We start from the raw sequence: 23,669 nt of genomic DNA on the forward strand, positions 1-23,669 counted from the left end.
TGACCGGTCCGATTGAGCGGCCCGATGGCATCAGCCCTGGACCGGGTCGACGTGGACCGCGACCCGCGTCTCGCCCAGCCGGGTCAGGATCAGCGTGGCCTTCCGTCGGGACTTTTTGCCGACACCGGCCAGCAGGATCCGCCGCAATTCCTCCGGCGTGACGTCCAGCCCGCGCTTTTTGATGTCCAAAACGCCGATGCCTTGCTCCTTCACCCAGCGCTTGAGGCCCTTGACGTTGTAGGGCATGACCTCCAGGACTTTGTAGGCCCGCGCGAACGGCGTCTCGTGTGCCACGTCCGCCGTGAAGTAGGCGATGTGCGGGTCCAGCAGCCTGCCGCCTACCTGTTCACGGGCCTTCGAGACGAGTCCGGCCCGGATCACCGCGCCGTCGGGCTCATACAGGTACTCGCGGATCTCGGAGGTGGCTGCCGGCTCGGCCGCGGCGTCGTCGGGCGAATCGCTGGTGAGCTCAGCGGCGCCGCCGCCTCCCAACACGAGGGCCGCGCGCGCCACGCCCGTCCGCTTGAGCGCGCCGAACCAGAGTGCAGCCTCGGTGACGGAGCCCTCGACGGAGACCCACTGAGCCTCGCAGCCGGCCGGAATGGATGCGTGCGGCAGGCTCGGCCCAAGTTTCACGCCGACCGGCAGCCCTCCGTCCGCGAGCCGTTCCACGAAGGACAGGGGAGGGGAGAAGGCCTCCGGGTCAAACACACGCGCCGTTCCGGAGCTGGAGGTGGTCCGTCGCGCCGGGTCGAGCCAGGCGGCGTCGTACTCGGTCAGGTCAAACTCCGTGGCGTCCGCGTTGACAACGCGCGCGTTGGGCCACGGCATGAGATTGACCGTGGCCGCCGCAGCGGTGGTCTCGTCGAGTTCGACGGCGGTGACGTCCACATCCAGCGCGGCCATCGCCATGGCATCCGCCCCCAGTCCGCACCCGAGATCCGCGACGCGCTGCAGCCCGGCGCGCACAAACCGTTGGGCGTGGAGCGCCGCCACGCTGACGCGCGTCGCTTGTTCGAGCCCGGCCCGGGTCAGGAGCATGTGCTCGGCGAAGGGGCCGAACTTGGTCTCGGCGAGGGCGCGCAGGCGCGCTTGGTGTACGACGGCGGTGACGACCTCGGGCGCGTGCCCGGCCTTGCGCAGCGCGAGGTTGGTCTGCAGGGTCGCTTCCTCCGTCGTCGCCGCATCCGCGGGCAGCGATTCGAGGAGACCGAAGCCCTCCGGTGTCAGGACGGGGGAGAGGTCTTCGACGTGCTGGTTGGCGTCGGCGCGGTCGGTGGTGGCCATGGGTTCCACAGTATCGGTCCGAACTTGGGGAGTTCTCCCCATGGCGCGTCTCAACCGGAGTTTGTAATCTCTAGCGGGTGGACGAAACTGCGAAAGGTGGTATTGGCCGTGGCGTTGGACGACTATGACATCTCCCCGGGTGCCTTGGGAGAGATCAAGACCAATGTCGAGACGGAGCATGACCACATCGCGACGAAGCGCAAGGACCTCTCCGATGAGGTGGACGAGTGCGTGACCTCCTGCAAAATGCCGCAGGTGGCTTCGGCGCTGACCGAGGCATGGAACGGGTTGCTGGCGATCCAGACAGAAGCCGCAGAGACGCGGATTACCAACGCGACGACGGCGCTAGGCGATGTGGTCAGGGCGTACCACAACGGGGATCAGGAAATGATGGACGACGCGACGACGGCCATTAACGCGGTACCTGACTTGGAGATTGATGACGGGAAGTCGGTGTAAGCCTTGAGCCTTAATACTGAATGTCTCCAAGACTGGCCGGACCAGGCCACGTTGCGTTCGAATGCGTCGACTGTGAAGACCAGAGGCGGGAACGTGCATGAAGCCGTCGGTGATTGCGCAACCGCATGGGCGCCCGTCGCCGACCAGTACCGCGAAGGTGAGGGCCGTGACAAGGTCGTTCAGGCGATGACCCTTCCGCTGGCCCACGGGGCCGCGGTGAGCGTTGCCAGTGAGCGCATTTGCGGTCATCTGGAGACGTTTTGCGACACGGTCGAGGACCTCAAGGAGCGACGCACAACCCTCCTAGGGCGAGTTTCGACCTTCAACAGCAACGAGAACTCTGGAGACGAATCGACGGAGAATCCGACGTCGGGGTACGGGTCCGAGCGTGAGATCCAAGGAAAAATTGATGCTCTTGGCGAAGACTTGATCGCGGCGGCGGATCGGTGTGCCAAGGACATCAACGAGGTCGACGTTACATCGCCCGGTTTTGTTGAAGCGATTACCTCCAAGGAAGGAGGCATCGCTTCTGGGCTGCTCGGCGCTGGCCTGACTCTGACGCAGTTCAAGGATGTTGAGTTCACGCGTATCACGGTGGTGAAGACAACATTCCAGCAGTGGAAACTCACCGCGATACAGGTGCCCACTCGAACCATCGTGACGCCGAACGGTCGCTACATCGCGACTGTGACATTGGTTCAGGCCCAAGTGCGGACCCTGACCACCGAGACAGTCACGGCGATGACGTGGACGCAGCGGCAGTTGCTCAACCTCAAGCCCGAGGTCAACGAGTTCCTCTACAAGCGCTCACAGGCGTACCGGGATCTCGTTGAGCGATTCCCCGAGCGGTGGCGGCCGATCACACCAGGAAACCGGCCATCTTGGTGGCGTGCGGATCAGAAGCTGGCGAGTACCGTCGACGATTTCATCGACAGCAAGGGGTGGACGAAGTTCGCCAAGGGTGCTGGGCCGGTGATGACGCTGATCACTGCTGGCATGACCTATGCCGATGAATACGCCGACGCGAAGGAAGAGCTGCTCCAAGAACACCCGGACTGGACGAGCGAGCAGATCCATAATCGGGCGCTCTACGAGGCGACGTTGAAGGGTACGACGAAGGTCGGCCTGGACATTGCGGCCGGCATGACAGGCGCAGCGATCGGCACTGCGATCGGCGGCCCACTGGGCACGGTGGTCGGCTTCGGCATCGGTATTGGTCTCTCCTATGTGCTGGACGCCACGGGGGTGAAGGACTGGGCAGCGGATACCGTGACAGATATCGCCGACGGCATCGGGGATGTGGCCGAAGATGTCGGTGATTTCGTGTCGGATACGTGGAGTTCTATTTTCTGATGAGCGTTGGAGCAGGCTCGAGGAGGACAAGCGCTAGTGGATGACTGGATCCAGATAACCATTCTCGGAGTGATGAGTGTCGTGCTGATCGCCTCCGGAATCCTCGCTTATCGAAACAAGTATGTTGCATGGCTGGCTTTGAAATCATTCTTCCCCGGTTGGCCAGGGCTTGCAGGACTGTATCTGGGCATCGCCTTCGCTAGTTTGCTGGTCCTCTCCGTCCTGATGGATGTCGCCACGAGGGGAAACCCGTTGCTCGGACTGGTGGTGCTCGTGCTCTTCGCCGTCTTCGTCACCAGCCTCCTCACGGGAATAGTTGGCATGTTCTGGCTGCCAAAATTTTTGCTGCCTAAATGGATCGAAGAGATGGCCGACGAGATTCGGCGGGGCGATGACCCGCTCAGCCGAGACTTGCGCCCGGGTGGAAAATTGCACGGCCGTTTGGGCGTTCCACGTGCGCAACAGCCGCCTCGATCCAAGGAGGAGCATGATGAGCGTTCAGAATGAACTTCCCACAGGGTGGTCGCGTCGAGATTTCGGCGCCCTGCACGTTGCCCTTCCCGAGGCGTGGGTAGCGGTCGAGGCGCGTGGCGCCACGGCAGCCTTTGCCCACCCAGAGGTGCCCGGCCTCGAATTTCGCCCCAACGTCGTTTTCCGGGAAACGAGCTACGCCAGTTCCCTCGCCGCGCTGTCCGCCTACTCGCTGGCGACGTCACGAGCCCTCTTCAACGAGTGTCACTTTATTTCGCACGACGAAGTGGACGTTGATGGGAGTGAAGCTCGGCGGCAGCGCTTTACCTACGCGGGCGGTGGGATGAGCCTCGTCGTCGAGCGGTTCCTTGTGGTGCGCGGCGGGTACGCCTTGGAGGTGACGACGACGTCGCCCATTCGGCTGGCTTACGAGGTGTTCGAAGGTAACGCCTTCATGCTGGGGACCCTCGCATGGGACCGGCAAGGAGGGCCGCATGGTCCCGGGCCTGCGGATGCTGATCCGCGAACGGGTGTGCGCGAGCCGACGTACGACGCTTGGCTGACAGAGCTGGCTGGTCACCCGGTTGAGGACCTCTCCAAGCTTCCCGCCGTGCAGGTGTTCGCTTCGGAGGGCCCCCTCGTGGATGAGGAGACCAGTGAATTTTTATTGCAGCAGCGCAGCAGGCACCGGCTGGGGCGCTTCGACCTGCTCAGCCATCGCAACGCCGTCGGGCAGCTCTCTGCGGCCGGTCTCATGGATACCGAAGGTCGTTTTGAGCCGACCCTTGAAATGATGTTTGACACCCTGCGCCAACCGGAGTTCGCTATTTCCGTCGATGGTCGGCATGGTGGCGTGAACACTCAGCTGCGCATCTTTGCGGGTGCCGGTCGGGCGTTCGTTCTGGCGGGGGCTCCCGCCTCGGAACTGGTGCATGGCGCTGGGGCAGGCGAGCGTACGCGCGAAGGATACGGGCGGCTCGACCTCATACAGACCGAAGCGATTCCCGGATTGATCGCGGCCTGGGCTGGAGTCGGACCGGCGTGGAGCGTTGCCGGCAACGTGACCGGGCTTGCTGCCGGGGAATTCATGCGCGGCTGCGATGGGTTGCTTTCCTCCCCTCCCGAAGCCGATGCGGCTTCACGTCGACTCTTTGAGCAGCCGTGGTTTGCCTGGAACTTCGAGATCGAAGGGACCGAATTCAAGCGCAGCTGGTTGAACGCGGGAAGTGCCGGACACTACGCGGTAGGCGCCTTGGAGAATGGCGGAACCGAGTTGTCTCCGGTCCCGTCAGCTCAGGTCTGGGACGTGCTGCTGCAGGAGATTGGGGCGGCGACCATCGCGCGCCCCGCATCCGAAAATTAGCAGTCCCCTTGCATGAGTGCCAGCGGTTCCATAAAGTGTGATTAGCACTCGGCACGGTCGGGTGCTAAAGCCTGAGGAACTACCAACTGGCACCGCGACGACGGTTGGTTACATCCCTTTTGGCCCCAGTAACCATTGGTAACTCACGCAAAGGAGAGAGCCGCATGTCGGTCTCCATCAAGCCTCTCGAGGATCGCATCGTTGTTCAGCAGCTGGAAGCTGAGCAGACCACCGCTTCCGGTCTGGTCATCCCGGACACCGCTAAGGAAAAGCCCCAGGAGGGCAAGGTCGTGGCCGTGGGCCCGGGCCGCTTCGATGACAAGGGCAACCGCGTTCCGGTCGACGTCAACGAAGGCGACGTCGTCATCTACTCCAAGTACGGCGGAACCGAGGTCAAGGTCGGTGGCGCAGAGTACCTCGTGCTGTCCGCCCGCGACGTCCTGGCTGTCGTCGAGAAGTAAGTCTTCTACGTCTTGAGGTCCCGGCTGGATTGGCCGGGGCCTGAAGCCGCTCTAAAGGAGTGAACAGTATGGCAAAGCAGCTATCGTTCAACGACGAAGCTCGCAAGGCGCTTGAAGCCGGCATCGACAAGCTGGCCGATACCGTCAAGGTCACGCTCGGCCCGCGCGGCCGCAACGTGGTCCTCGCCAAGGAATTTGGCGCACCGACCATCACCAACGATGGCGTCACGATCGCCCGCGAGATCGAGCTCGAGGACTCCTACGAGAACCTCGGTGCTCAGCTCGCCAAGGAAGTGGCGACCAAGACGAATGACATCGCCGGCGACGGCACCACCACCGCCACCGTGCTGGCACAGGCCCTCGTCAAGGAAGGCCTGCGCAACGTGGCCGCTGGTGCGGCTCCGGGCGACGTCAAGCGTGGCATCGAGACGGCAGTTGCCGCGGTGTCCGCTCGTTTGTCCGAGAACGCGCGCGCCGTTGAGGGTCAGGACGTGGCCAACGTGGCCGCCATCTCCGCCCAGAACGACGAAGTGGGCGAGCTGCTGGCGCAGGCCTTCGAGAAGGTGGGCACCGACGGTGTCATCACCATCGAAGAGTCCAACACCACGCAGACTGAGCTGGCGATCACCGAGGGCATGCAGTTCGACAAGGGCTACCTGTCCCCGCACATGGTCACGGACCCGGAGCGCCAGGAAGCCGTCCTCGAGGACGCTTACGTTCTGATCAACTCGGGCAAGATCTCCACCGTGCAGGACTTCCTGCCGGTGCTGGAGAAGGTGCTCGAGTCCAAGAAGCCGCTGTTGATCATTGCTGAAGACGTGGAGGGCGAAGCCCTGTCCACGCTGGTGGTCAACAAGCTGCGCGGCACGCTGAACGCCGTGGCGATCAAGGCCCCGGGCTTCGGCGATCGCCGCAAGGCCATGATGCAGGACATCGCGATCCTCACCGGCGCCCAGGTGGTCTCCCCAGACCTCGGCTTGAAGCTGGACCAGGTCGGCCTCGAGGTGCTCGGCACGGCTCGCCGTGTCACCGTCACCAAGGACGCCACCACGATTGTGGATGGCGCCGGGGACGACGCCGATGTGCAGGGCCGCGTCGACCAGATCAAGGCCGAGATCTCCCGCACCGACTCGGATTGGGACCGCGAGAAGCTGCAGGAGCGCCTCGCCAAGCTCTCCGGCGGCATCGGAGTGATTCGCGTGGGCGCCGCCACCGAGGTGGAGCTCAAGGAGCGCAAGCACCGTATCGAGGATGCCGTGTCCTCGACCCGCGCGGCGCTCGAGGACGGCATCGTGGCCGGCGGTGGCACCGCTCTGGTCAATGCGCTGTCCGTGCTGGACACCGACGAGTCCGTCACCGCGTTGACCGGTGACGCAGCAGCGGGCGTCGGCATCGTCCGCCGTGCGCTGGTGCAGCCGGTGCGCTGGATCGCCGAGAACGCTGGCTTCGACGGCTACGTCGTGGCAGCCCGCGTGGCGGATCTGGATCCGAACCATGGCTTCAACGCCAAGACTGGCGAGTACGAGGACCTGCTGGCAGCGGGTGTGATTGACCCCGTCAAGGTCACGCGCTCGGCGCTGCAGAACGCCGCGTCCATCGCGGCACTGGTGCTCACCACCGAAACCTTGGTGGCTGAGAAGCCGGAGGAGGAAGAGGACTAACTCCTCTTCGCGCCCCCACGACAACGCCCCGCTTGCGCACCCTGCGCTGGCGGGGCGTTGTAGTATCCGTAGCCATGAGCAATGACGCCCACCATCGCCGCCGGAGGTTGACGTGATGGACCGCCCGCCCTCCATGGCTGACGTTGCGGCACGCGCCGGCGTCTCGCACCAAACCGTCTCCCGCGTCCTGAACGACCACCCCAACGTGCGCCCCGAGACCCGTGACAGGGTCCTTGCCGCCATCGATGACCTCGGGTATCGGCGCAACCGCGCGGCCCGCGCCTTGGCGACGGCCCGTTCCTCCACCATTGGTATTCTCTCGGTCGGTGGCGCGTACTTTGGGCCGCAATCCACGGTCCTGGCCATCGAGGTCGCCGCACGGTCCGCCGGTTATTTTGTGTCCGTCAGCTCGCTCGATGGCTATGACTCGCGCTCGGCCGCGCTCGCGCTCGACCACCTGATGGATCAGGGGGTCGACGGCGTCGTCGTGGTGGCACCGCTGAACGACGTCACGCAGGTCATCACCGAGGCCGAGTGGCGCGTGCCCGTGGTCGTCATCGGTACGCCGGCCCACCTCGAATCGCCGGCGCCGGTGCGCTACGTCCATGTCGATCAGCGGCTGGGCGCCCAGCGCGCCACAGAGCACCTGATTGATCTGGGCCATCGCCGGATTGATCACGTCAGTGGTCCGCCGGGCTGGTTCGACGCGACCGAACGCGAGGTGGGCTGGCGCCTCACGCTCCGGGCCGCCGGCGTGGACGGGGACGTGGTCCCTGCGGGGGACTGGTCCGCGGCCCGCGGGTACGAGGTCGGTTGCACGATCGCCGCGCGGATTGCGGACGGTCGCGGGCCTAGCGCCGTCTTCGCCGCCAACGATTATCTGGCGATCGGCCTGCTCCGCGCCTTTTGGGAGCGCGGCCTGTGCGTGCCGGATGATGTCTCCGTGGTCGGGTTCGATGACCTGCAGAGCTCGGCCTACTACATCCCTGCCTTGACCACGGTGCGGCAGCCGTTTGCCGCCGTGGGGGCGGCCGCTGTCGACGCCCTGCTCGGAACGCCGACGGGCGATCAGAACGCTTTCGCTCCAGAGATCGTGGTGCGCAGCAGTACCGCACCCCCCGGGGGCTGAGTCACAGAACCCTGTGTTGCGCGTCACCGATTGTTAGCGCTAACATCTATGACGACCACCACAATCGGTGCCTCATCGCAGGAAAAGGACTCTCAATGGCTGAGCAGACGTCGCTGGACCCCCACGCGCTGGAGAGCGCCCGGACGGCTATCGCCGACGGCCGGGTCAGCTTAGGCATCGAGTTCGGCTCCACGAACATCAAGGCCTGCCTCATCGACGAGGAGTGCCGCCCACTGGCCACCGGCAGCCACGCGTGGGAAAACCAGTTGGTGGACGGGTACTGGACGTACGCACTGGAAGATGCCGTTTCCGGCATGCAGGCGGCCTTCGCCGATCTCCGGGTAGCCGTCACGTCCACCTACGGTGTGTCCCTCAGCGGCCTCGCCTCGCTCGGTGTTTCCGCGATGATGCACGGCTACTTGCCGTTTGCCGACGGCGAGCTCTTGGCCAACTTCCGCACGTGGCGCAATACCAACACCGGCGCCGCGGCGGCGGCCCTCACCGAGTCTTTTGGAGTCAACATTCCGCTGCGCTGGTCGATCGCGCACCTGCATCAAGCCATCCTCGACGGCGAGGAACACGTCCGTCAGGTCGACTTCCTCACCACCCTCGCCGGTTACATCCACTGGCGCCTGACCGGCCGTCAGGTGTTGGGAGTCGGCGACGCCTCCGGCATGTTCCCCGTCACCGGAGGCACCGCGTACGACGCCGGTATGGTCACCACCTTCGATCAGCTCACCCGGGCCGCGCGTGAGGCGGGTCAACCCGCCCCAGCCGCTTCCGTCGTCGACCTCCTCCCGGAGATCCTCACGGCCGGCGCGGACGCCGGCCGCCTCAGCGCCGAGGGTGCCGCCCTGCTGGACCCGACGGGCGAGCTGCAGGCTGGCGCCCTGGCGTGCCCGCCCGAAGGCGATGCTGGCACCGGGATGGTAGCCACCAACGCCGTGGCCCCACGCACGGGCAACGTTTCCGCGGGGACCAGCATTTTTGCCATGGTGGTGCTCGAGCAGGCACTCGGTGGAGTCCACCACGAGATCGATCTGGTCACCACGCCAGCGGGTGATCCGGTGGCCATGGTCCACTGCAACAACGGGGCAAGTGAACTGGGGGCGTGGGCCGGGATCTTCGGCGAGTTTGCGGACGCGCTGGGCGCCGGTTCCGGTACCGACGAGGTCTTCTCCGCGCTCTTCGCCGCCGCGCTGGACGCTGAGTCGGACGCCGGTGGCCTCTTGGCCTACAACTTCCTCTCCGGGGAACCCATTGCGGGGCTGGAGGCCGGCCGGCCGCTCTTCGCCCGGACCCCGGACTCCTCCTTCACGCTGGGCAATTTCATGCGGGCCCAGGTGTACGGCGTGTTCGGCACCCTGAGCCTCGGCCTGCGGGTTCTGGAGGCTGAGGGCGTCACGATCGAGACGATGTTGGCCCACGGCGGCCTGTTTAAAACGGCCGGCGCGGCCCAGCGCTTCCTCTCGGCCGCCGTCGACGCCCCGGTCGCGGTGGCCGCCACGGCGGCCACCGGTGGGTCGTGGGGCATGGCGGTGCTCGCCGCCTACCGGCTCCACGCGGCCGACGCCGCGGAGGCCGGGCGGGCCGTCAGCCGATTGGGGGACTACCTCTCGAACACGGTCTTTGCCGACGTGGAGCTCAGCGTCGCCACCGCCACGGAGGCCGAGCGGGAGGGATATCTGGCCTACCTCCAACGGTACGAGGCGGCGCTGCCGGTGGACGCCGCCGCTGCGGCCCACCTCACCTGAGCCCCCGCACCCTGCCCATGCTTCATCGACGAATGTTGCGTTCACCCTTTCAGCCAACCAAGGACAACTCATGAGCCATGACCCGCTGGCGGCCTACCCCGACTCGATGCGCGAGGAGATCGCTCGCGTGCGTCGCGTCGTTGCCGACCTGCACGCCGAACTGCCCCGCTATGAGCTCGTGGTGTGGACCGCCGGGAATGTCTCCCAGCGCGTGCGCCACCCCGAGGTGGCCGATGGCAGCGCCGACGTGCTGGTCATCAAGCCCTCCGGCGTCTCCTACGAAGATCTCACCCCGGAGGCGATGGTGGTCTGCACCCTCGACGGTGAACTGATCGAGGGTACCCGGGCTCCGTCGTCGGACACCGCGGCCCACGCCTATACCTACCAACACATGCCCGAGGTCGGCGGGGTGGTGCACACGCACTCCACCTATGCCACCGCCTGGGCGGCGCGGGGCGAGGAGATCCCGTGCGTGTTGACCATGATGGCGGACGAATTTGGCGGCCCCATTCCGGTGGGACCGTTCGCGATCATTGGGGACGACTCGATCGGCCGAGGCATCGTGGAGACCCTGTCCACGTCCCGCAGCCCGGCCGTGCTGATGCAGAACCACGGCCCCTTCACGATCGGCCGGGACGCGCGCGCCGCGGTCAAGGCCGCCGTGATGTGTGAGGAAGTCGCCCGCACGGTGCACGTCTGTCGCCAACTCGGCGATCCGCTGCCCATTGGGCAGCGACACATTGATTCGCTGTATGACCGCTACCAAAACGTGTACGGCCAGAAGTAAGGCCGCGAAAGGACAACATGACTAAGCCCTATGCCGACCAGGAAGTCTGGTTCTTCACCGGCAGCCAAGACCTCTACGGCCCCGAAACGCTGGAGCAGGTGGCCGAGCAGTCGCGCCAGGTGGCGGAGGCCCTGAACGCCTCGGCCGACGTGCCCGTGCGGGTGGTCTGGAAGCCGGTGCTGAAGGACAAAGCCTCGATCCGCCGCGCGATGTTGGACGCGAACTCGGACGACGCCGTCTTGGGTGTCATCACCTGGATGCACACTTTTAGCCCCGCGAAGATGTGGATCGCCGGACTGGATGCGCTGCGCAAGCCGCTGCTGCACCTGCACACGCAAGCCAATGTTGAGTTGCCGTGGGAGTCCATCGACATGGACTTCATGAACCTGAACCAGGCGGCCCACGGTGACCGGGAATACGCCTACCTCGCCACCCGTCTGGGGGCCGCCCGCACCACCGTGGTGGGTCACGTCTCCAATCCGGCCGTCACGCGCCGTTTGGGGACCTGGGTCCGCGGTGCGGCCGGCTTTCACGCCGTGCAGAACCTCACGCTCGTCCGGTTCGGTGACAACATGCGCGGCGTTGCCGTCACCGAGGGGGACAAGACGGAGGCGGAGATCCGCTTCGGCGTCACCGTGAACACGTGGGCGGTCAATGACCTCGTGGATGCTCTCGAGCGCGTGGCTGAGGCGGACGTTGACGCCCTCGTTGCCGAATATGAATCGTTGTACGACGTCGCGGCGGAGTTGCGTTCGACGGGTGAGCGGCACGAGTCCTTGCGCTACGCAGCCCGCCAGGAGCTGGCCATGCAGGCATTCCTCGACGACGCCGGCGCCAAGGCGTTCACAACCAACTTCGAGGACCTCGGTGGGCTGCGGCAGCTGCCGGGCCTTGCGGTGCAGCGCCTCATGGCTAAGGGCTACGGCTTCGGCGCCGAGGGGGACTGGAAGACGGCCGTTCTGGTCCGCGCCGCCAAGGTGATGGGCCAGGGCCTAGCCGGCGGCGCGTCCCTCATGGAGGACTACACCTATGACCTCACCCCCGGCCAGGAGCTGATTCTCGGCGCACACATGCTGGAAATTTGCCCCTCGCTGACCACCTCGACTCCGCGGGTGGAGATCCATCCGCTCGGCATCGGGGACCGCGAGGATCCCGTCCGCATGGTGTTCGACGCGGACGCGACCGAGGGCGCCGTCGTCGTGTCCCTGGCCGACATGCGCGAGCGGTTCCGGCTGACGGCCAACGTCGTCGACGTCGTCGCACCCCCGCAGCAGCTGCCGCACCTGCCGGTGGCCCGGGCCGTGTGGCGGCCGCGCCCGGACTTCGCCACCTCGGCCGAGACGTGGCTGACCGCCGGCGGCGCGCATCACACGGTGATGTCCACCGCGGTGGGGATCGAGGCGTTTGAGGTGTTCGCGGAGATCGCCCGCACGGAATTGCTGGTGATCGACGAGGACACGACGCGCCGCCGCTTCGCCGACCAAGTGCGCTCCAACCAGGCGTACTACCGACTGGCGCAAGGACTGTAGTGCCGCCGGTGCCTCCGCGCGTTGCGGCGCGCGGAGGCGCCACCGGGGAGCGCGCGCTGTGATGGGAGCGCTCCCGCTCAACCGACATAACGTTTCCGAACCGTGATCTTCTGTGTGTGTTCCAGAGCACTTGTGATCGCTAACATCGTGTGAGTTCGTTCACTCGCACCCCATTGAAGGAGAAAGAAAGATGACGAAGAAGTCGTGGATTAACCGGGCGGCAGCGTCCTTCGCTGGCCTCACCATGGTCGGCGCCCTCGCGGCGTGTGGTGGCGGCGGCGCCGGCAGTGCGCCGGCCGGCGACGGCGGCGAGGAAATGTCCGCTGAGGACATGACCGTCGGTGTGGCCATGCCGACCGAGACCTCCGAGCGGTGGATCGCCGACGGCGCCGCCGTGGAGTCCCAGCTGGAGGAAGCGGGCTTCGACGTGGAGCTGCAGTTCGCCAACGACGACATTCCCACCCAGCAGCAGCAGATCGACCAGATGATCACCAAGGGCGCCGACATCCTCATCGTCGCGTCCATCGACGGCACGGCGTTGTCGACCCAGCTGCAGGCCGCAGCCGATCAGGACATCCCGATCATCGCCTACGACCGCCTCATCAACGGCACGCAGAACGTGGATCACTACGTCACGTTCGACAACTACCAGGTCGGCGTCCAGCAGGGCACCTCCTTGCTGCGTGGGCTCGGCGTGCTCGACGAGAACGGTGAGGAGACCGGCGAGGAAGGCCCCTTCAAGGTGGAACTGTTCGCTGGGTCGCCGGATGACAACAACACCGCGTACTTCTGGCAGGGCGCCATTGACACCCTGCAGCCGTACCTGGATTCGGGCGTGCTTGAGGTGCCGTCCGGTCAAACCGAGATGGATCAGGTCACCACCTTGCGCTGGTCCCAGGAAACGGCTCAGAAGCGCATGGAGGATCTGCTCACCGCTCACTACGGTGGCGGCTCGGAGCAGCTCGACGGCGTGCTCTCGCCGTATGACGGCATCTCCCGCGGCATCATCACCGCCTTGCAGAACGCCGGCTACGGCCGCAGCATTGAGGATGGGCTGCCGGTGACGTCCGGTCAGGACGCGGAGATCGCCTCGGTGAAGCTGATCAACGACGGCGTCCAGTTCGCCACGATCTTCAAGGACACCCGCAAGCTCGCCACGCAGGCCGTGGAAGCGGCCAAGTCCTTCGCCGCGGGCGAGGAGCCGGAGGCCAACGACACCGAGACGTACGACAACGGCGAGAAGGTCGTCCCCTCCTTCCTGCTCGAGTCGGACATCGTGGTGGCGGAGAACATCGAATCCCTGCTGATCGATTCCGGGTACTGGACCGCCGAAGAGGTTGAAGCCGGCCAGGCCGAGTAATACCGGCGCCGCACCCGCCGTGCGGTTGCGGCAGCACGCGTGAACCCGGGGGTTGGGCCCGACGGCTCGGCCCCCGGGGGCGCGCACTCGCAGCAGGTCACTCATCAACACAAGGGATGCTCATGGACAGCACGATCCTGCAGATGCAGGACATCACCAAGACCTTCCCCGGCGTCAAAGCCCTCTCCACTGTGAACCTCTCCGTCACCCGCGGCGAGATCCACGCGATTTGCGGAGAGAACGGCGCCGGCAAATCGACCCTCATGAAGGTCCTCTCAGGCGTATACCCGCACGGTTCGTACGAGGGACAGATCATCTACGAGGGCGAGGAGATGAAGTTCTCCTCCATCAAGGACTCCGAACACCGCGGAATCGTCATCATTCACCAGGAGCTCGCGCTGGTGCCCCACCTCTCCGTGGCCGAGAACATTTTCTTGGGCAACGAAGAACAGAAGGCGGGTTTCATCGAGTGGAACCACACCAACACCGAGGCCGCCAAGCTCATGAAGCGGGTGGGCCTCAACGAGCTGCCGGTGTCCCTCGTCGGCCAGCTCGGTGTGGGCAAACAGCAGCTCATTGAAATCGCCAAGGCGCTGAGCAAGGACGTCAAACTGCTCATCCTCGACGAGCCGACGGCCGCGTTGAACGACTCCGACTCTGAGCACCTCCTCGACCTGCTGCGCGAGCTGCGCAACGAGGGGATCACGTCCATCATCATTTCCCACAAGCTCGGGGAGATCGAGGACATTGCCGACACCACGACGATCATTCGGGACGGGCAGACGGTCGAGACGCTCGACATGGCTGACCCGGCCTCCAATCAGGACCGGATCATTCGCGGCATGGTGGGTCGCGACCTCTCCCAACGTTATCCGGAGCGCGAGCCCAAGATCGGCAACGTCGTGTTTGAGGTGCGCAATTGGACCGTGCATCACCCGACCCAGACGGATCGTGTCATCGTCGACGACGCCTCGCTCACCGTCCGGGCTGGCGAAATCGTCGGCATTGCCGGGCTCATGGGCGCTGGCCGGACCGAGCTGGCCATGAGCGTCTTCGGCCACTCGTATGGCCGGGGCATCTCCGGTGAGGTCTTCATGGACGGAAAAAAGGTGGATACCTCCTCCGTCGGCAAGGCCATCAAGGCCGGGTTGGCCTACGTGTCCGAGGATCGTAAGACCTTCGGCCTGAACCTCATCGAGGACATCCGGGTCAATACGACGGCGGCCGGGCTGGACAAGGTCTCCACCAACGGATTCGTCAACGGCAATGAGGAGATCCGCATTGCCGAGGGCTACCGGAAGTCGATGAACATCAAGGCGCCCACCGTGATGGCCAAGACGGGCAACCTGTCGGGCGGCAACCAGCAGAAGGTGGTCCTCGGCAAGTGGCTGCACACGGAGCCGGAGCTGCTGATCCTTGACGAGCCGACGCGCGGAATCGACGTCGGCGCGAAGTTTGAGATCTACCAGATCATCAACCGGCTCGCCGACGCCGGCAAAGCGGTCCTCGTCATTTCCTCGGAGCTACCTGAGCTCCTAGGTATCTGCGACCGCATGTACACACTCGCTTACGGCCGCATGACCGGCCAGCTCGATCGCGCTGAGGCAACTCAGGAGAATCTGATGGAGCTCATGACCATGGAGAAGGAGGCCGTCTGATGAGCGTCGCATCCGAGCTCAAGGACCTCTTCACAAAGAACCTGCGCACCAGCGGTATTTACATCGCTTTTGTGCTGATCATCGCGTTGTTCGCCGTACTGACCGACGGGCTATTGCTCAGCCCGATCAACGTGACCAACATCGTCCTGCAGTATTCCTACGTCCTGATCCTGGCGCTGGGCATGATCATGGTGATTGTCGCCGGCCACATTGATCTCTCGGTGGGCTCCCTCGTGGCGTTCACTGGCGCTGTGTCCGCGGTGTTGGTCATCAAACAGGGCATGCCGTGGTGGGTGGGCCTGTTGGCAGCCGTCGTCGTCGGCATCCTGTCCGGGGTCTGGCATGGGTTCTGGGTGGCGATCGTCGGCATTCCGGCCTTCATTGTGACCCTCGCCGGCATGCTGCTTTTCCGCGGCCTGACGTACCTCACCCTGGAAAACGTGTCCCTCTCGCCGTTTCCCCGCGAGTACCAGCAGGTGGCCGGCGGCTTCCTCAATGGCCTGCTCGGCGGGTATGGGTACGACCTCTTCACGGTGATCATCGGCGTCGTCGCGGTGGCCGGCTTCGCCTGGAGCCAGATCCGCGGCCGGATGGCCAAGGTGAAGTACGGCCAGCAGGTCGAGGGCCTGCCGATGCTCATCATCAAGATCGCCGTCGTCGGCGTCGTCGTCATGTGGTTCTTCTGGCAGCTGGCCACAAGTCGCGGCATGCCGATCGTCTTGATCATCCTCGGCGGCCTGATCATCACCTACCACATCGTCACAACCCGCACGGTGTTCGGCCGCCACATCTATGCCATCGGCGGCAACCTGTCCGCGGCGCGCCTGTCCGGCGTCAACGTCAAGAAGGTCAACTTCTGGATCTTCATCAACATGGGCCTGCTGGCAGGCATCGCTGGGGCTGTGTTCTCCTCGCGCTCGAACGGCGCTCAGCCCGGCGCCGGCAACATGTTTGAGCTGGACGCCATCGCGGCCTGCTTCATCGGTGGCGCCTCGACCACAGGCGGCGTCGGCCGCGTCACCGGCGCGATCGTTGGCGGTTTGGTCATGGCCGTCATGTCCAACGGTATGCAGCTGATGGGCGTGGATCAGTCGACGCAGCAGATCATCAAGGGCCTCGTGCTGCTGCTGGCCGTCGCCTTCGATATCTACAACAAGCGCCGCGCGGGCGCCGTCCGCTAAACGCGGCCCGTCGAGTACGACGCCGGCGCTCACCTCGCGAGGTGAGCGCCGGCGTCGTTTGGTGGGAACGATGGAAGGCCGCGCGCCGTGGAACTGGACGACGCAGCGCTGGCTGTCGCCGCCGGGCGGAAGCGAGCGCCCTACCGGTGGTCCCGCCACGAGTGCTGGGGGTCGTACCCCAGCAGGCGGCGCGCCTTGTCGATGGAGAGCAGGGTGTCATGCACACCGAGGTCGGCAGGGCTGATGCCGCCACGCAACGGGGCCTTCGGGAAGACCTCCGCCACCAACTCGGCGTTGGGGCGCGTGGTCACCGTGTCTGCGGCGGCGATGATGAAGGCGTCGAAGCCGGGCGGCGCGGCCTCCAGCGCGCACTGGATGGCGTGGGCGCCATCGCGCGCGTCGATGTAGCCCCAGAGGTTCCACTTACGCTCGCGCGGGTCCGCGTCGAACGGGAACTCGGCGTAGTCCTCCGGAACCTTGACGTTGGAGAAGCGCAGGGCCGTGATGGACAGCTCGGGGTGCCAACGCACCAGCTCATCGGCGAGGCGCTCCTCGAGGACCTTGGTCAGCGAGTACACGGACTCCGGGCGAGGCCTGTACTCCTCGTCAACCGGGATATAGGGCGGGTCGACGTCGAAGGGCAGGCCCAAGACGGTCTCCGAGGAGGCGTAAACAATCTTGGAGATGCCCAGCCGCTGGGCGGCCCAGAAGACGTTGAACGTGGTGAGCATGTTGTTATGGAATGTCGCGACGTCGGGGGCCACCCCGGGTGCCGGGATCGCCGCCAGGTGCACCAGCGCGTCCACGCCATCGTGGGTGTCGTTCACCGCGGTGAGTGCGTCGATCACCTGCCCGTAGTCGGTCGTTTCGACGCGGACGAAGTCGGGGGAGCGCTCTCCCACGCGGTCCAAACCGATGACGCGGTGGCCAGCGGCGCGCAGCTCGCGGGCCACGACGCGGCCCAGTTTTCCTGAAGCTCCAGTCAGTGCAATCTGCATCCGCCCAGTCTAGGAGTTGCTCCCGCCGCTGAGGAGGGCCTTCATCTGAAATGAGGGCGCCGCTGCTAAACTGGAAGATCGAGCCGCGGCCCATCCGTCGCGACTCCATGACCTTTGTCCCCGGCAGGAAGGCCCACGCGATGGCGGCAACGCACACGGCGCCACGGCATATGAGCGCGTCTCATTCCGTGGAAAAGCCGGCGTTCCGCCCCGAGATCCAAGGCCTGCGGGCCTTCGCCGTGCTGATGGTGGTCTTCTACCACGTGTGGTTGGGGCGGGTCTCCGGCGGCGTCGACGTCTTCCTCCTCGTGTCCGCATTCCTGCTGACGGTCTCCTTCCTCTACAAAGTGGAATCGGGCAGGCCGCTGGCGCTGGTTCACTACTGGTTGAACCGGCTGCGGGGCCTGCTGCCGGCGGCGATTGTGGTGTTGTTGGCCGTGGTCGGAGCCACCGTGTCTCTACTGCCGCGCACGCGCTGGGAGGAAGTGGCCGAACAGACGGTTTCTTCCCTCTTCTACTTCCAGAATTGGCAGCTGGCCTCTGACTCGGTGGACTACTACGCGGCGAATCAGGCGGCCGCGAGCCCCCTGCAGCACTTCTGGTCGCTGTCTATTCAGGGACAAGTCTTTGTTCTGTGGCCGCTGATCATCGCGGCCGCTGCCGCGATCTGGCACCTCATCCGCCAAAGCCGGCCTGACCTCGGCTTCCGGCCGGTCCTGGCGGTCACCTTCGGCCTCGTCTTCGCGGCCTCCTTCGTGTACTCCGTGTACATCACGGCAACCCGCCAAGCGTGGGCGTACTTCGACACGGGCGCGCGGCTGTGGGAGTTCGCCCTCGGTTCGCTGCTGGTCCTGGCGCTGCCGTACGTCGAAAAAGCCCCGGTGGCCCTGCGCGTGGTGATGGGCTGGGTGGGCATGATCGCCATGCTCTCCTGCGGCCTGGTGCTGACCGTGCAGGGTTCCTTTCCCGGGTACGTCGCTTTGTGGCCGACCCTCGCCGCGGCTCTGATCATTGGCGCCGGGCAGACCGGTAGCCGCTACGGCGTGGACCGCCTCCTCTCCTCTCAGCCGCTGGCCTCGCTGGGATCGATTTCCTACGCCCTCTACCTGTGGCACTGGCCGATCCTGGTGATTTATCTCATCCACAGCGGTCACGACGCCGCCGGCTGGCTCTCCGGCACCGCCATCATCGCCGTGTCCCTTCTGCTGGCGTGGGCCACGACGCGCATGGTGGAGACCCCGTTCCACAGCTGGCGCTGGCCCACCCAGCGCCGCCGCCGCCTGTCCATCGTCGTGGCCGCCCTGATGGCCGCCGTGCTGTTGCCGCTGAATGGCTGGCAGGAAAAAGTGGAGGCATTTGAGGAAGCCGCGGCGGCCCAGTCCCCGCAGGACAACCCGGGCGCCGCCGCCCTGGCGGACGGGTATGTCCCGAGCATCGATCCCGCCGCGGCGACCCTGCCCCTGTCGACGACGTTGGATCAGGAGTGGGCCTCGGTCGGGGGCACCTGCGACGACGAGCGCCGGCCCGCCGATGAGGCGATCCGTTTCTGCCGCCAGTACGGGGATCCGGCGACGGCGGAGAAGACGATCGTCTTGCTGGGGGATTCTCACGCCCAGCACTGGAGCACGGCGTTGCATCCGGCAGCCGAGCAGAACAACTGGGCGTGGATCCTGATCCACGAGCCCGCCTGCCGGTACGGCACGCCGGGGCCAGAGCGCACGGAAAGCTGCAATAACTTCCTGACCGCGGCGCAGTCGTACGTCCTTGAGCAGCAGCCCGACGCGGTCTTCACCGTGGCCTCCAAGACCGCCACACATCCCACGGATGAACTGACGCCGGGGGACCAGGAGCGCGTGGCCGACGGCTACGTGGAGGCCGTCACGCCGTTCACTGACGCCGGGATTCAGGTGGTCGGGTTGCGGGATACCCCGCGCTATTCCTACTCCGTGCCGGAGTGTGTGGATGTGCGCGGAGGCGAGGAATGTTCGCTGGATCAGGACTACGTGCTCGCGCCGGAGAACCCGCTCGATGAACTACAGACGCAGGTCGAGGCCGGCGAACTCCCGTCTGAGCTGAGTTTCTTCGACATGACGGACCAGTTCTGCGTGGATGGCCGGTGCCGCGCCGTGATCGGCAATGTCATCACGATTCGGGACGAAGACCACGTCACGCGCACCTACGCACAGACCTTGGCGCCGGTGTTCGAGCGCCGGCTGCGGGACGCGCTGGGCTGGTAACAACGTGGGATGAGCCACTCGGAATGCGGACGGGGCGGCGCGCGTTCTAGGATGTAAGCACCCTGATCTGGTTCGCGAAAGGCTCCCATCCGTGTCTGAGTTCAATCCCTTTGCCCTCGAAGGCCTCACCTACGACGACGTTCTGCTGCTGCCGGGCCCCACGGACGTGATTCCTTCGGACGCGGATACCTCGACGCGCCTGTCCAAGCGCATCCGGCTTAACGTCCCGCTGCTGTCCGCCGCGATGGACACCGTCACCGAGGCCCCCATGGCGATCGCGCTCGCGCGCCAGGGCGGAATCGGCATCATTCACCGCAACCTGTCCATTGAGGACCAGGCGAAGCAGGTGGATCAGGTCAAGCGCTCCGAGTCCGGGATGATCACCGACCCCGTCACCATCACCCCCGGTGCCACGCTATTGGAGTTGGACAACCTCTGCGCTCACTACCGCGTTTCCGGCCTGCCCGTCGTGGATGAGGACCGCAAGCTGCTGGGCATCATCACCAATCGGGACATTCGGTTTGTTCCGCGCGCGGAATTCGCCACCACCAAGGTCTACGAGAAGATGACGGCCATGCCGCTCATCACCGCTCCGGTCGGCGTGAAGCCGGACACCGTCCAAGAATTGCTCGGTCAGCACCGCATCGAGAAGCTGCCGCTCGTCGACGATCAGGGCGTATTGCAGGGGCTGATCACGGTCAAGGACTTCGACAAGGCGGAGCAGTACCCGCAGGCCACCAAGGATGACGAGGGCCGACTGCGCGTGGGCGCCGCCGTCGGCTTCTTTGGCGAGGGCTATGACCGCGCCATGACGATGGTGGAGGCCGGCGTGGATGTGCTGGTGGTGGACACCGCCAACGGGCACAGTCAGGGTGTGCTGGACATGATCGCGCGCCTGAAGAAGGACCCGGCGGCCGCGCACGTCGACGTCATCGGCGGCCAGGCGGCCACGCGCGAGGGCGCGCAGGCGCTGGTCGACGCCGGCGCCGACGCCATCAAGGTCGGCGTGGGTCCCGGATCCATTTGCACCACCCGCATCGTCGCTGGCGTCGGCGTCCCGCAGGTCACGGCGATCTACGAGTCGGCCAAGGCCGCCATTCCGGCGGGCGTGCCGATCATCGCCGACGGCGGCCTGCAGCACTCGGGGGACATCGGCAAGGCCCTCGTGGCCGGCGCTGATTCCGTCATGCTGGGCTCCCTGCTGGCCGGCACCGCAGAGTCCCCCGGGGACTTGGTGTTCATGAACGGCAAGCAGTTCAAGACGTACCGCGGCATGGGTTCCATGGGGGCCATGCAGACCCGCGGCAAGAACACGTCCTACTCCAAGGACCGCTACTTCCAGGCCGACGTGCCCAGCGACGAAAAGCTGATTCCCGAGGGGATCGAGGGGCAGGTGCCCTACCGCGGCCCGCTCTCGGCCGTGGCCCATCAGCTGGTGGGTGGCTTGCGCCAGACCATGTTCTACGTCGGCGGACACACGGTGGAGGAGCTCAAGGCCAAGGGCAAGTTCGTGCGCGTCACGGCGGCTGGGCTCAAGGAGTCCCACCCGCATGACATCATGATGACCGTCGAAGCCCCGAACTACCGGTCCCGCTAAATGTCCACGCCCGCGCCGAAGCTGTCCGCTAAGCAGGTCCAGAAGCTCGCGCGCGCCCGCATGGGGCGCACGGGGGAGACCTACACGCAGGCCCGCAAGGCGGTCCTCGCCGGTCAGGCGGAACCCAGCGCGGCGCCAGTGGAGGCGGAGCACGACGACGCCGCCCAGCTGCCGGAGTACCCGGCGCCCGAGTCGGTCGTGCAGTACGACGCGGCGTTGTGGCAACGAGTGCTCACCCAGGCGGGCGTGCTAGACCCGGCGACGGGCCAGCCGTTCACGCAAGCCATGCTGGCCGGTCTCGCGGGCGGGATCGGGTTCATGGTGTTCACCTTCGATTACGAGTCCGGCGCGACGGCGACCGTCGTCACCCGTGCGCACCCGGAACCGTACGTCGAGACGCTGATCGAGCGGTTGCCGGTTCCGGTGCGGCAGGCCCACACCACCAGCGCCAAGGCCGCCGCCGCGCGGCTCGACGAGGGGCTCGAGGCCGGCCGCGCCGTCGTCGTGCGGGTGACGGAAACGCTGTTGCCGTGGGTGAAGTCCACGGCGCCGGACACGGAGGCGGAGTCCGTCGACCTCGCGGTCCTGGGGGAGGAGGAGAAGTTCCTCATCGATGACGGCTCCGGTGCGCTGCGTGAATTGCGCCGGGGGCAGCTGGCCGCCGCGCGTGGGCGGCGCAAGAAGGACCGGCACTGGCAAGCGTGGGTCCCGGAAGCCCTGACCCCCGAACCGGGGGCAGTCAATGCGGCGATCGCGGAGGCTGTTCGCGCCACCTCCGGGCGCTTACTGGGCACCAGCGAGCTGACCGGGATCCCGGATCACTTCGCCAAGAACTTCGGCGTCGCGGGGTTGCGCACGTGGGCCGAGCGCTTGGTGGGCACCGGAAAGCGGGACTGGCCCGCCCTGTTCGCGGACCCGGAGGCCTACGCGTCCGCGCTGAACATGGTCAACGGGTTTTTCGCGGCTGGCCGGCACAGCGGCCAGGGTGGATTCCGCGGCCTGTACGCCGACTTTTTGGCCGAGGCCGCCCCGCGAGAGGGGCTCGCCCCGCTGGCAGACGCCGTCGACGCGTATCGAGACCTCGCTGACCAGTGGGAGGGGCTGATCGCCCTGCTGGCTGCGGAGTACGACGACGCCGCCAGCCACCGCGCGCAACTGGCCGAGTCGGTGTCGGCCTTGGCCGACGCCGAGCAGGCAGCAGCCGAGATCCTGGCAGGGGCCGCTGATAGGCTGGAGCCGTGATGAACGAGATTGAGATTGGCCGCGGCAAGCGCGGTACCCGCGCGTACTCGCTGGATGATGTGGCGATTGTCCCGAACCGCCGCACCCGTGACCCGCAGGACGTGTCCGTGTCGTGGCAGATCGACGCCTTCACGTTCGATGCACCCATTATCGGCGCCCCGATGGACTCGGTGATGAGCCCGGCCACAGCGATCGCCCTGGGCCAGCTGGGTGGGCTCGGCGTCCTCAATCTCGAGGGCCTATGGACCCGGTATGAGGACCCGCACACTGTTCTCGCAGAAATTACTGCGCTGGAAACCGAACAGCGCCACGGCAGCAACCCGGCGGTGACCCGCCGCCTGCAAGAGCTGTACGCGGCGCCCATCCAGCCGGAGCTCATCACGGCTCGGATTGAGGAAATCCGCGCCTCCGGTGTGGTGGTAGCCGCCTCGCTGACGCCGCAGCGCACCCAAGAGTTTTACCGCACGGTGGTCGACGCCGGTGTGGACATCTTCGTCATTCGCGGCACCACGGTCTCGGCGGAGCACGTGTCCCAGAACCACGAGCCGCTGAACCTCAAGCAGTTCATCTACGAACTCGATGTGCCGGTCATCGTGGGCGGGGCTGCCGGCTACACCCCGGCACTGCACCTCATGCGCACGGGCGCCGCCGGCGTGCTGGTTGGCTTCGGCGGCGGCGCCACAGGCACGACCCGCCGGGCGCTGGGCATCCATGCCCCGCTGGCCACCGCGCTCTCCGACGTCGCCGCGGCCCGCCGCGATTACATCGAAGAGTCCGGCGGTCGGTACGTGAACATCATCGCCGACGGCGGCCTGGGGCACAGCGGAAACATCGTCAAAGCCATCGCCATGGGCGCGGACGCGGTCATGTTGGGCACGCCGTTGGCTCGCGCCGAGGAGGCCCCGGGGGCCGGGTGGCACTGGGGCCTCGAGGCCACGCACGATCAGAGCCCGCGCGGCGATCGCGTCAAGGTGGGCACGGTCGGCTCGCTGGAACAGATTCTGTACGGTCCCTCCCATCACACGGACGGGACGTCCAATATTGTGGGCGCACTGCGCCGGTCCATGGCGACCACGGGATACTCCGACCTCAAGGAGTTCCAGCGCGTCGACGTCGTCGTTTCCCCCTACCAGGCGGGCTGA

Annotated in this window: 19 protein-coding genes; 17 read left to right on the plus strand and 2 right to left on the minus strand. The window is 66.0% G+C overall.

The annotated features are described in order from the left end of the window. Positions 1-30: 30 nt before the first annotated feature. The gene (locus IW252_RS11280) at positions 31-1,287 is read right to left on the minus strand and encodes a THUMP-like domain-containing protein (protein ID WP_196836642.1); all 1,257 of its coding nucleotides are present in this window, start codon (positions 1,285-1,287) and stop codon (positions 31-33) included. A 108-nt stretch (positions 1,288-1,395) separates the two neighbouring features. On the opposite strand from IW252_RS11280, the gene IW252_RS11285 reads away from it, so the two are divergent. The 13 genes from IW252_RS11285 (at position 1,396) to mmsB (ending at position 16,453) form a co-directional block, all read left to right on the plus strand. Then, the gene (locus IW252_RS11285; protein ID WP_196836643.1) at positions 1,396-1,746 is read left to right on the plus strand and encodes a DUF6507 family protein; all 351 of its coding nucleotides are present in this window, start codon (positions 1,396-1,398) and stop codon (positions 1,744-1,746) included. 93 nt (positions 1,747-1,839) lie between these two features. Further along, the gene (locus tag IW252_RS11290; RefSeq protein WP_196836644.1) at positions 1,840-3,099 is read left to right on the plus strand and encodes a hypothetical protein; all 1,260 of its coding nucleotides are present in this window, start codon (positions 1,840-1,842) and stop codon (positions 3,097-3,099) included. 36 nt (positions 3,100-3,135) lie between these two features. Further along, a complete protein-coding gene (locus tag IW252_RS11295; protein ID WP_196836645.1) occupies positions 3,136-3,606 on the plus strand; it encodes a hypothetical protein in 471 nt (156 codons plus the stop codon). Next, positions 3,590-4,933, plus strand: a complete 1,344-nt coding sequence (locus IW252_RS11300) for a hypothetical protein (RefSeq protein ID WP_196836646.1) — start codon at positions 3,590-3,592, stop codon at positions 4,931-4,933. The genes IW252_RS11295 and IW252_RS11300 overlap by 17 nt, the downstream gene beginning before the upstream one ends. A gap of 164 nt (positions 4,934-5,097) precedes the next feature. Further along, positions 5,098-5,394: a co-chaperone GroES gene (groES, locus tag IW252_RS11305; protein WP_196836647.1), complete on the plus strand. Its 297-nt coding sequence runs from the start codon at positions 5,098-5,100 to the stop codon at positions 5,392-5,394. A gap of 68 nt (positions 5,395-5,462) precedes the next feature. Next, positions 5,463-7,055, plus strand: a complete 1,593-nt coding sequence (groL, locus tag IW252_RS11310) for a chaperonin GroEL (RefSeq protein WP_196836648.1) — start codon at positions 5,463-5,465, stop codon at positions 7,053-7,055. Between the two features lie 115 nt (positions 7,056-7,170). Next, positions 7,171-8,184 carry a LacI family DNA-binding transcriptional regulator gene (locus tag IW252_RS11315; protein ID WP_231365996.1) on the plus strand — a complete coding sequence of 338 codons (1,014 nt, stop codon included), beginning with the start codon at positions 7,171-7,173 and terminating at the stop codon, positions 8,182-8,184. 95 nt (positions 8,185-8,279) lie between these two features. After that, complete coding sequence (locus IW252_RS11320; RefSeq protein WP_196836649.1) at positions 8,280-9,938, plus strand: FGGY-family carbohydrate kinase; 1,659 nt, start codon at positions 8,280-8,282, stop codon at positions 9,936-9,938. 70 nt (positions 9,939-10,008) lie between these two features. Beyond that, complete coding sequence (locus IW252_RS11325; RefSeq protein ID WP_196836650.1) at positions 10,009-10,725, plus strand: L-ribulose-5-phosphate 4-epimerase; 717 nt, start codon at positions 10,009-10,011, stop codon at positions 10,723-10,725. A 17-nt stretch (positions 10,726-10,742) separates the two neighbouring features. Then, entirely contained in the window at positions 10,743-12,254 is a 1,512-nt protein-coding gene (gene araA / locus IW252_RS11330; protein WP_196836651.1) for an L-arabinose isomerase, read from the plus strand. A 190-nt stretch (positions 12,255-12,444) separates the two neighbouring features. After that, the gene (gene chvE / locus IW252_RS11335) at positions 12,445-13,614 is read left to right on the plus strand and encodes a multiple monosaccharide ABC transporter substrate-binding protein (RefSeq protein ID WP_196836652.1); all 1,170 of its coding nucleotides are present in this window, start codon (positions 12,445-12,447) and stop codon (positions 13,612-13,614) included. 122 nt (positions 13,615-13,736) lie between these two features. Then, a complete protein-coding gene (gene mmsA / locus IW252_RS11340; RefSeq protein ID WP_196836653.1) occupies positions 13,737-15,272 on the plus strand; it encodes a multiple monosaccharide ABC transporter ATP-binding protein in 1,536 nt (511 codons plus the stop codon). Further along, positions 15,272-16,453, plus strand: a complete 1,182-nt coding sequence (gene mmsB, locus IW252_RS11345; RefSeq protein ID WP_196836654.1) for a multiple monosaccharide ABC transporter permease — start codon at positions 15,272-15,274, stop codon at positions 16,451-16,453. Before mmsA ends, mmsB begins: the two co-directional genes overlap by 1 nt. Positions 16,454-16,593: 140 nt before the next feature. On the opposite strand, the gene IW252_RS11350 is transcribed toward mmsB, so the two are convergent. Continuing rightward, the gene (locus IW252_RS11350; protein ID WP_196836655.1) at positions 16,594-17,451 is read right to left on the minus strand and encodes an NAD-dependent epimerase/dehydratase family protein; all 858 of its coding nucleotides are present in this window, start codon (positions 17,449-17,451) and stop codon (positions 16,594-16,596) included. Between the two features lie 170 nt (positions 17,452-17,621). On the opposite strand from IW252_RS11350, the gene IW252_RS11355 reads away from it, so the two are divergent. From IW252_RS11355 to IW252_RS11370, 4 genes are all read left to right on the plus strand, one after another. Further along, positions 17,622-19,688: an acyltransferase family protein gene (locus IW252_RS11355; protein WP_231365997.1), complete on the plus strand. Its 2,067-nt coding sequence runs from the start codon at positions 17,622-17,624 to the stop codon at positions 19,686-19,688. Positions 19,689-19,779: 91 nt separating this feature from the next. Continuing rightward, positions 19,780-21,285 (plus strand): IMP dehydrogenase, encoded by a 1,506-nt coding sequence (gene guaB, locus IW252_RS11360; protein WP_196836657.1) that lies wholly within the window; start codon positions 19,780-19,782, stop codon positions 21,283-21,285. Further along, positions 21,286-22,527: a DUF4872 domain-containing protein gene (locus IW252_RS11365; protein ID WP_196836658.1), complete on the plus strand. Its 1,242-nt coding sequence runs from the start codon at positions 21,286-21,288 to the stop codon at positions 22,525-22,527. Continuing rightward, entirely contained in the window at positions 22,524-23,669 is a 1,146-nt protein-coding gene (locus IW252_RS11370) for a GuaB3 family IMP dehydrogenase-related protein (protein ID WP_196836659.1), read from the plus strand. Before IW252_RS11365 ends, IW252_RS11370 begins: the two co-directional genes overlap by 4 nt.

This window comes from Zhihengliuella flava (assembly GCF_015751895.1).
In the GTDB taxonomy this organism is placed as follows: Bacteria; Actinomycetota; Actinomycetes; order Actinomycetales; family Micrococcaceae; genus Zhihengliuella; species Zhihengliuella flava.